Raw genomic sequence first — 9,859 nt, 5'->3', positions numbered from 1 at the left:
GCGAGGAAGCGGAGATCGTAGGCTTCCGCGAGACGCGCAAGACGGTTGTGACCGGCGTTGAAATGTTCAAGAAGCAGCTGGATGAAGGTCTGGCCGGCGACAACGCGGGACTTCTGCTGCGCGGCATCGCCAAGGAAGACGTGGAGCGTGGCATGGTTCTGGCGAAGCCGGGATCGATTACGCCGCACACCAAGTTCAAGGGCGAGATCTATGTGCTGTCGAAGGAAGAGGGTGGACGTCACACTCCGTTCTTCAACGGCTACCGTCCGCAGTTCTACTTCCGCACGACGGATGTGACGGGAACGGCGAAGCTGCCGGAAGGCACGGAGATGGTGATGCCGGGCGACAACATCGCACTCGAGATCGAGCTGCACACTCCGGTGGCGATGGAGAAGGGTCTGCGCTTCGCGATTCGTGAAGGCGGACGCACCGTAGGCGCCGGCACCATCACTGAGATTTTGAACTAAGGACAGGCTGTCGTTCAGGCAGACGCGCGCTTTGCGCGCCAAGGTCTGGAGCGGGAACGAAGTTCAGTGCAGAATTGCAACAGGTAGAAGCCGAGGGCTTTAGCCCTCGGAAATATCGCTGGATTCACAAGGGCCTTCAGGCCCGGCTCCAGCAGAAGAAAAGATCGCCGGAGCAGTCTTTCCGGCAATCGGTTAGGATAAAGAAATGCGCGAAATTGTGACATTACAGTGTCCCGTGTGCAAGGAACGGAACTACTCGACGACGAAGAACAAGAAGACGACCACTGGCCGCCTTGAGTTCTCGAAGTTCTGCAGCCGTTGCCGCAAGCACACAGACCATAAAGAAACGAAATAGCTAGCAAATGGACTGTTTCAGGTGCGCCCGGAAGGGCGCGGATGCCCGGACAGTCAGTCTCAGGGGCGTAAGCTCAATGGTTAAACTGTCGGTCTCCAAAACCGAACTTCTCGGTTCGAATCCGAGCGCCCCTGCCAGAGAAGAATGCAGTTTGCAGCCCGCTGCCATTGAAGGGTTGCCGTAAAAGCAGCGTAAGCTGTGAAAGCGTAAAAGAAGGAAGCGTTATGGCGAAGGCAGCACTGGCAACCGGTGAAGAGCGTTCCAGCTCTCCGCAGAAAAGCAGCTCGACGAATCAGGTGGCAACACTCTGGGCGCGCACCACTGACTTCCTCAAGGACGTGCGCGGCGAGATGCGCAAGGTCGTCACGCCCTCGCGCTCCGAAGTGCAGTCGACTACGCTCGTTGTGATCATTACGGTCTTCGTCTTCGCAGCGTTCTTCTATGTAGTCGATTCGATTTTCGGCAGCGCATTGAAGTGGTTGCTGCACTGGCTGGGTGGTCAGTAATCATGTCAGAAGAAGGAATCATGGCGGAAGAAACTCAAGACGGAAACACTGGCAGCGAGAGTTCTGAACAGCTTGCGCCTCCAGCCAGCGAGCGCTTCAAGTGGTACATCATCCACGCATACTCGGGCTTTGAGCGCAAGGTGCGCGAGTCGCTTGAGAGCCGCGTACAGGCCTTCGGCCTGCAGAGCAGGATCGGCCGCGTGATGATTCCAACCGAACCGGTGACGGAAATCGTCAACGGCAAAAAGCGCACGGTGGAGCGGGTGTTTCTGCCCGGCTACGTGCTGGTTGAGATGGACCTCGACAATGACCTCTGGCATGTCATCAAGAACACGCCGCGGGTCACGGGTTTTCTCGGCACCGGTGATAAGCCGGTCGCGCTGAGCGAAGAAGAAGTCAGCTCGATCCTCTTCCGCACGGATGTCTCGAAAGAGAAGCCGCGCCTCAAGATCAAGTTCGAGAAGAACGAGTCGGTGCGAATCACCGAAGGGCCGTTTGCCAACTTTAACGGCGTCGTAGATGAAGTCAATGAAGACCGCGAGACGCTTAAGGTGATGGTGACGATCTTTGGCCGCTCGACTCCGGTTGAGCTTGAATTCGGCAAGGTTGAAAAGATCGCTTAGGAAGCGCGGCACATTCCGCGAGAAGTTTGTAGGACAAGAATCTGGCTGAGCGAAAAGCTCGCCGTAAAGAAAGGTCGTTAGAAATGCCTCCAGCAGGAAAAAAAGTACAGACTCAGGTCAAGCTCCAGATTGAAGCCGGTAAAGCCACCCCAGCGCCCCCGGTTGGTCCGGCGCTCGGTCAGGCGCAGGTCAACATCATGGAGTTCTGCAAGCAGTTCAACGCGCGCACGCAGAACAAGGAGATGGCGGGCCTTATCATCCCCGTTGTCATCACCGTTTACGTCGACCGCACGTTCACTTTCATCACCAAGACGCCTCCGGCGGCCGTGCTGCTCAAGAAGGCAGCGAACTTGGCCAAGGGTTCGGGCACGCCGAACAAGAACAAGGTCGGCAAGGTGACGGAAGCCCAGGTACTCGACATCGCCAAGCAGAAGATGCCCGATCTGAATGCCGCTTCGGTTGAAGCCGCGGTCAAGAGCATCAAGGGCACGGCGCGCTCGATGGGTATCGAAATCACGGCGTAAAGGCCGACATAGAAGCGCATTTCTGTAGGAAAAGCGCTAATCTGTGGCATAATCAAAGATGCGTCTAAATTTAGGACGCAGTCAACAACACCACGGCCAGCAGGCAGTATCGACTGTGCGGTGGGAGACGAGGATACATGGCAAAGAAAGTCAGCAAGAATACTGCGAAGGCGCGCGCTGCTGTTGAAAAACGTCCCTACGCGCTCCAGGATGCGGTACCGCTCCTGCAGAAAATCAAATTTGCAAAGTTTGATGAGACTGTCGATCTGACGTTCAGGCTTGGTGTCGATCCCCGGCACGCAGACCAGATGGTGCGCGGCACTGTCGTTCTTCCGCACGGCCTGGGAAAGACCAAGAAGGTTGCCGTCATTACGACTGGCGACCGTCAGCGTGATGCCGAAGCGGCGGGCGCAGACATTGTCGGCGGCGAAGAGCTGGTCGAGCGGATTCAGAAGGAAAGCTGGACCGATTTTGATGCTTTGATCGCGACGCCCGACATGATGAAATCAGTGGGTCGTCTCGGTAAGGTTCTTGGTCCCCGTGGCCTGATGCCGAACCCCAAGACGGGCACGGTAACGAGCGATGTGGCTGCGGCTGTGAAGGAAATCAAGGCCGGTAAGATTGAGTTCCGCACGGATAAGACGGCCCTGGTGCACGTTCCTGTGGGCAAGCTTTCGTTCCCGCCGGAGAAGCTGGTGGACAATGCGATGACCGTCATCACGAGTGTCATGCGCGCCAAGCCTTCCGCGGCAAAGGGCAAATACATCAAGGGTTTGACGCTCAGCTCAACGATGGGCCCCGGTATTTCGCTCGACAGCGCAGTTGCCGACGCAGCTGCCAAGGGTTAAGCGAATAAGATTTCAGGTTTCCGGCCAGTCTGTATGAGCGCAATGCGCCGCAGGTGGTGGCCAGTAAGGATTCAGAACAATGGCATTGACCAGAGCAAAAAAGGCAGAGAAGGTTACGCAGCTGGCGCACGAGCTTGAGGGCTCGACCAGCGCGATTATCGGTACCTTTGCCAAATTGACCGTCGCGCAGGATTTCGAGCTGCGCAAAACCGTTCGCGCTGCAGGCGGCCGTTACCGCGTGCTCAAGAACAAGCTTGCCGGCCGTGCCGCAAAGGGCACACAGATCGAAGCTGCGCTGCAGGGGCTGAAAGGCGTTTCGTCCGTCGCTTACACCAGCGGCGACCCGGTCGCCCTGGCCAAGGCGCTGGCAACCTGGGTGGGCGAGAACGCAGAATTCACCTTCAAGCTGGGCATCATCGACGGCAAAGTGATCAACGTCGATGAGGTCAAGCAGCTGGCGACCATGCCGGGTAAAGAAGAGATCTTCGCAAAGCTGCTCTTCCTTATCAATGCTCCGGCGCAGCGTCTGGCCACCGTCATCAACGCGACGGGCCGCGACCTGGCGGTTGTCATCAACCAGGCGGTCGAGAAGAACAAGTTTGCCGGCGAGCAGGCTTCTGCGGGCGAAGCCCCTGCCGTAGAGCAGGCGCAAGCCGTAGAGCTGCCTGCAGCGGTGGAAGAAGCGGCTGTAAGCGCGGAGCCGGCCCCTGCGGCCGAAGTGGCCACGTCGGAACCAGAAGTTTCAGGCGGAGAAGTAGCCGCCAGCTAATCGCCCTCAGGCGATTGGCGGAAAGCTGAGAGTATTCGTCGCAAAGCAAGGCTTGAGGGGTGCTAAGTCTGGGCACAACGGAAACCTCAAATCAGGCAAGCGGCAACCGGGACGGCAACGTTCCGGAGGGTAAAACAAAATTTTAGTTTCAAGTGGAGAACATCATGGCGGATTTGCAGCAGTTGGAAGATCAGATTGTCGGGCTTAGCCTGCTGGACGCAGCAGCCCTGGTAAAGAAGCTCGAAGAGCGTCTTGGCGTTTCGGCAGCAGCGGCGGCTCCGGTTGTCGTGGCCGGTGCGGGTGCAGGTGCGGCAGCTCCTGCAGCTGTTGAGCAGACCGAGTTCACCGTCATCCTCAAGGATGCGGGCGCGAACAAGATCAACACCATCAAGGCCGTACGCGAAGTCACCTCGCTGGGTCTGAAGGAAGCCAAGGACCTGGTTGACGGTGCTCCGAAGCCTCTGAAGGAAAACATCAGCAAGGAAGACGCGGAAGCCATTAAGAAGAAGTTCGACGGCGTCGCAACAGTAGAAGTAAAGTAAGCTCATTTGTCAACAAGGCAAGTTGCATGCCAAAGCGGAACGCGCTATGATGAGTATTGCGCGTTCCGCTTGGCTTTCTTTTGTCTGGATGGCCGGTGAAGGAAGCGCGGTTGGAGCAGATTCTTGATTAGGTTGTACTGTAATCTATTTAGAATCAGTCATTTTACTCTACCTGAAAATTACGGTATTAGCAGTGAGCGATTCGGCACAATGATTGTCGGCATATCTGTGGGCATGCGGCGGACTTGCAGATGTGAAACTTGGGATCGGCTGTAGGGCGGCATACACGCAGTTTGCGAAGCGGCGGGAAACGAACATTCTGTTTTTAACAAGTGCACAATCCGGTTGTGGCGCTCGTAAGACATCTTGTCTCTACGGGCTTTTGGCATTTGTTTCGTCTCTTTTCTTCCCGAACTCCCATCAGCCACGCCTTACTCCGGCACCCCGCCTCATGCTGCACTAGCAGTCGTTGTCATCCAGCACTCGCTCTGACGTTAGTTTGTACCGCGAGGTTGTCTGGTTTTGCAAGGCCGGAGATGTGGAAAGCTCCGGAGTTTTCTTCCTGTGCGTTCCGTTTCGGCTCGCAGGTTCATTTGGTAGAAACACCATGCCGTCTTCGCGCGAGGGCGAATACGGCAGGATAAGAAATAGCCCCGGCATGCTGTATGACTCGGACAGCATGTCTTTCAACCTCGCGTTTACGAGCCCCAGGAGTGAAGCATGTCGAACGAGAACCGCGCCCTACGCAGCCGTCTCGATTTTTCCAAGATTCCTACATCCATCCAAATCCCTAACCTGATCGAAGTGCAGCGCCGTTCGTATGAGCGTTTTCTGCAGATGGACAAGCTACCTTCCGAGCGCGAAGACAATGGATTGCAATCCGTCTTCACCTCGGTCTTCCCCATCACCGATTTTCGCAATATCTCGCAGCTTGATTTCGTCGACTTTTCGATCGGCAACTGGGAATGTAAGTGCGGACACCTGAAAGGGCTGCACCACCTGCGCACCGCCTGCGTCACCTGCGGAGCCATGGTCATCACCGACCCGTTCCATCCCGGTGATGTGCTCTGCCACAAGTGCGGCACCTACAACAAGAACACGCCTGACTTCTGCAACAAGTGCGGCGACCCGGTCAGCCTGCAGCTGAAGTACGACCAGGCCGAGTGCGAAGAGCGCGGCATGACCTTCTCTGCTCCGCTTAAAGTCACCGTGCGCCTGACGATCTACGACAAGGACGCAGAAACCGGCGCCAAGACCATTCGCGACATCAAGGAGCAGGAAGTCTTCTTCGGCGACATTCCGCTGATGACGCAGAACGGCACCTTCATCGTCAACGGCACCGAGCGCGTCATCGTTTCGCAGCTGCACCGTTCGCCCGGCGTCTTCTTTGAGACGGCGAACAACCGCACCTATTTCCTCGGCAAGATCATCCCTTACCGTGGCTCATGGGTGGAGTTCGAGTACGACCAGAAGAACACGCTCTATGTCCGCATCGACCGCAAGCGCAAGTTCCTCGGAACCATCTTCCTGCGCGCGCTTGGTCTCAAGTCCGACGAAGAGATTCTCAAGACCTTCTACACCGTCGACAGGATCTCGGTGAAGGACGCGAAGCTCTTCTGGAAGCTCGAAGAGAGCGCTGAGAAGCCGACGCATCTGCTGGGCGCGAAGCCTGCGCATGCCGTCACCGTCAAGGGTGAAGAGATTGCGCACTCGGGCCGCAAGATCACGCCTTCGATCCTGAAGGCTCTGCGTGCGAACAAGGTTTCCGAAGTCGAAATCGAAACCTCCGAGCTGGACGGTGCCATCACCGCAGCCGACGTGATCGACACGACTACGGGCGAAATCTTCCTCGAAGCCAACCAGGAGCTGACCGCTGACAAGCTGCACAAGATCGCGCAGAGCGGCGTATCGACCATCGAAGTCTTCTTCCCCGATCGCGACGACGTGGGCAACATCATCACCAACACCCTGCGCCGCGATTCCGTCCGCAAGCCGGAAGAGGCGTTGATCGAGATTTACCGCAAGCTGCGCCCAGGCGATCCGCCGACGCTCGATACCGCGACTGCGCTCTTCGAAGGTATGTTCTTCGATCCGCGCAAGTACGACTTCTCGCGCGTGGGCCGTCTGAAGTTCAACATCAAGCTGTATGAGAACCAGGACGCCACCCAGCTCGACAAGCGCACGCTGACGCCGGAAGACTTCTACGGAACCATCCGCTACCTGCTTAAGCTGCGCAAGAACATCGGCATCGTTGACGACATCGATCACCTCGGCAACCGCCGTGTGCGCGCCGTCGGTGAGTTGATGGAGAACCAGTTCCGCATCGGCCTCGTGCGTATGGAACGCGCCATCAAGGAAAAGATGAGCGTTTACCAGGAGATGTCGACGGCCATGCCGCACGACCTCATCAACGCGAAGCCGGTCATGGCTGCTATCCGCGAGTTCTTCGGTTCTTCGCAGCTCTCGCAGTTCATGGACCAGACCAACCCTCTGTCGGAGATCACGCACAAGCGCCGTCTCTCCGCCCTTGGGCCTGGCGGTCTCTCGCGTGAGCGCGCCGGATTCGAAGTCCGCGACGTGCACCCGACGCACTACGGCCGTATCTGCCCGATTGAGACGCCGGAAGGTCCGAACATCGGCCTGATCAGCTCGCTCTCGTGCTTTGCCCGCATCAACGAATACGGCTTCATCGAGTCGCCCTATCGTCGCGTGCGCGATCACCGCGTGCTCGATTACGTTCAGGTCACCAACGCCGGTGAGAGTGGTCTGCGTGTCGGTGATCACCTCGAAAAGTCCGAGGCGATCAAGCTGAACAACCAGCTGAAGAAGGACAAGAAGCGCGCGATTGATTTCGATCCGTTCTCCTTCTATCTCTCGGCGTGGGAAGAAGATCGTCACACCATCGCGCAGGCGAACATCGAGCTTGACGAGAACGGCAACATCACCGAAGAGCTGGTGAATGCCCGCCGTCAAGGCAACTTCGTCCTCGTCGACCGCAAGGAAGTGGACTACGTTGACGTAAGCCCCAAGCAGCTTGTCTCGGTTGCTGCATCGCTCGTGCCGTTCCTTGAGCATGACGACGCGAACCGCGCGCTGATGGGCGCCAACATGCAACGCCAGTCGGTGCCGCTGCTCGTATCGGAAGCTCCGCTTGTCGGAACCGGCATGGAAGGCGTCACTGCCCGCGATTCCGGCGCCGTCATTCTCGCCCGTCGTAATGGCGTGGTTGACTCCGTCGACTCTGAGCGCATCATCATCCGCGTCGAAGGCGAGCATCATCCGACGCAGCTGTCGCGTGAAGTTGGTTCGGACATTTACCAGCTGACCAAGTTCAAGCGCTCGAACCAGAACACCTGCATCAACCAGAAGCCGATCGTTCGTCATGGCGACCGCGTACTCAAGGGTCAGGTCATCGCTGACGGTCCTTGCACGGAGCAGGGCGAGCTTGGTCTCGGACGCAACGTGCTCGTGGCCTTCATGCCATGGCGCGGTTACAACTTCGAGGACGCGATCCTCATCTCGGAAAAGCTCGTTCGTGAGGACTACTACACCTCGGTTCACATCGAAGAGTTCGAGATCGAAGCGCGCGACACGAAGCTTGGACCGGAAGAGATCACCCGTGACATCCCCAACGTCTCAGAGAGCGCACTGCGCGATCTGGACGAGAGCGGTGTCATCCGCATCGGCGCGAAGGTCAAGCACAACGACATTCTCGTCGGTAAGGTCACGCCCAAGGGCGAGACGCAGCTCACTCCGGAAGAGAAGCTGCTGCGCGCCATCTTCGGTGAGAAGGCCGGCGACGTGCGCGACGCATCGCTCACCTGCCCTCCGGGTATCGAAGGCACGGTGGTTGACGTTCGCATCTTCTCCCGTAAGGGTCAGGAGAAGGACGAGCGCGCCAAGCTGATCGAAGCCGAACAGGTTGCGAAGCTCGAAAAGAACCTCGCCGATGAGATTCGTATTCTCACCGACGAGCGTTTGAAGCGCCTCGAAGCGATCCTCGGCAGCAAGGAAGTTCTGGCCGACCTGCATGACGAGCGCACCAACAAGCGCCTCCTCGTAAAGGGAGCGATCCTCGACCGCGACACCATCGAGCTGATCTCGACCAAGAACCTCAAGCGCATCCGCTATAACGACAAGGATCCGCGCGTGAATGAGCAGATCGACGAGATCGAGGAAATGACCTCGCGTCAGATCGATGTGCTGCGCAAGATCACGAACGAGAAGATCTCGAAGCTGCAGAAGGGCGACGAGCTTTCTCCGGGCGTCATCAAGCTGGTCAAGGTCTACATCGCCATGAAGCGTAAGCTCTCGGTCGGTGACAAGATGGCCGGACGCCACGGTAACAAGGGCGTCATCGCGCGCATCCTTCCTGAGGAAGACATGCCGTATCTGCCCGATGGCAAGCCGGTGGAGATTGTTCTCAATCCGCTGGGCGTGCCTTCGCGTATGAACGTCGGTCAGATTCTCGAAACGCACCTTGGCTGGGCCGCACACGAACTCGGCGCGCAGGTTGCCGAGATCGTCAAGCAGAACCAGGACGCCAATGTGATTCGTGAAGTCTTCAAGGAGCGCTTCACCGGCACTGCCGCTCTGCGCCAGCTTCTTGAGCTGGACGACGAGCAGGTCAGGCGCGTTGGTCTTGGCATGCAGAAGGGTATCTGGTTTGGCACCGCGGTCTTTGACGGCGCGCGCGAAACCGAGATCAAGGCGTTGCTTGCTGCTGCTGGACTTCCCAGCTCCGGCAAGACACCGCTCTTCGACGGCATGACCGGCGAAGAGTTCGAACAGCCGGCGACCGTGGGCTACATCTACATGCTCAAGCTCTCGCACCTGGTTGACGACAAGATCCACGCTCGCTCCATCGGGCCGTACTCGCTCATCACGCAGCAGCCGCTGGGTGGTAAGGCGCAGTTCGGTGGCCAGCGCTTCGGAGAAATGGAAGTGTGGGCACTGGAAGCATACGGTGCCGCTTACATCCTCCAGGAGCTGCTCACCGCCAAGTCCGATGACGTCTATGGCCGTACCAAGATTTACGAGGCCATCGTCAAGGGTGAGGCAGCCATCGAGCCCGGCGTGCCGGAATCGTTCAACGTGTTGATCCGCGAGCTGCAGGCGCTCTGCCTTGATGTGGAACTCATCAAGCAGGTAGGCGACGACGCAAAGAAGCAGCCGCTGCCAACATTCGCAGCCGCCGACTAAGCGGCAAAACAGGCGAGGGCTTC

9 protein-coding genes and 1 tRNA gene are annotated in these 9,859 nt (G+C 57.9%); all 10 read left to right on the top strand.

Annotated elements, in window-relative coordinates; translation table 11 throughout:
- A partial coding sequence (locus GSQ86_RS22900) for an EF-Tu/IF-2/RF-3 family GTPase (RefSeq protein ID WP_254062037.1) occupies positions 1-467 on the top strand: 467 nt, incomplete at its 5' end.
- A gap of 205 nt (positions 468-672) precedes the next feature.
- Positions 673-822, top strand: coding sequence for a 50S ribosomal protein L33 (rpmG, locus tag GSQ86_RS00425; RefSeq protein WP_158747986.1), 150 nt, complete (start codon positions 673-675; stop codon positions 820-822).
- A 61-nt stretch (positions 823-883) separates the two neighbouring features.
- A tRNA-Trp gene (locus GSQ86_RS00420) sits at positions 884-959 on the top strand.
- A gap of 87 nt (positions 960-1,046) precedes the next feature.
- Positions 1,047-1,328 (top strand): preprotein translocase subunit SecE, encoded by a 282-nt coding sequence (gene secE, locus GSQ86_RS00415; RefSeq protein WP_158747985.1) that lies wholly within the window; start codon positions 1,047-1,049, stop codon positions 1,326-1,328.
- Between the two features lie 20 nt (positions 1,329-1,348).
- On the top strand, positions 1,349-1,951 hold the full coding sequence (gene nusG / locus GSQ86_RS00410; protein WP_158747984.1) for a transcription termination/antitermination protein NusG: 603 nt from the start codon (positions 1,349-1,351) through the stop codon (positions 1,949-1,951).
- 83 nt (positions 1,952-2,034) lie between these two features.
- Positions 2,035-2,475 carry a 50S ribosomal protein L11 gene (gene rplK / locus GSQ86_RS00405; RefSeq protein WP_158747983.1) on the top strand — a complete coding sequence of 147 codons (441 nt, stop codon included), beginning with the start codon at positions 2,035-2,037 and terminating at the stop codon, positions 2,473-2,475.
- Between the two features lie 137 nt (positions 2,476-2,612).
- Entirely contained in the window at positions 2,613-3,323 is a 711-nt protein-coding gene (gene rplA, locus GSQ86_RS00400; RefSeq protein WP_158747982.1) for a 50S ribosomal protein L1, read from the top strand.
- Between the two features lie 79 nt (positions 3,324-3,402).
- Positions 3,403-4,092 (top strand): 50S ribosomal protein L10, encoded by a 690-nt coding sequence (gene rplJ / locus GSQ86_RS00395; protein ID WP_158747981.1) that lies wholly within the window; start codon positions 3,403-3,405, stop codon positions 4,090-4,092.
- A 164-nt stretch (positions 4,093-4,256) separates the two neighbouring features.
- Complete coding sequence (gene rplL / locus GSQ86_RS00390; protein WP_158747980.1) at positions 4,257-4,634, top strand: 50S ribosomal protein L7/L12; 378 nt, start codon at positions 4,257-4,259, stop codon at positions 4,632-4,634.
- Positions 4,635-5,354: 720 nt separating this feature from the next.
- Complete coding sequence (gene rpoB, locus GSQ86_RS00385) at positions 5,355-9,836, top strand: DNA-directed RNA polymerase subunit beta (RefSeq protein ID WP_158747979.1); 4,482 nt, start codon at positions 5,355-5,357, stop codon at positions 9,834-9,836.
- The last annotated feature ends 23 nt before the right edge of the window (positions 9,837-9,859 follow it).

The organism is Acidobacterium sp. S8 (assembly GCF_009765985.1).
In the GTDB taxonomy this organism is placed as follows: domain Bacteria; phylum Acidobacteriota; class Terriglobia; order Terriglobales; family Acidobacteriaceae; genus Alloacidobacterium.
Note: the sequence above shows the minus strand (reverse complement) of the source record. Positions and strands in the feature narration are given on the sequence as shown.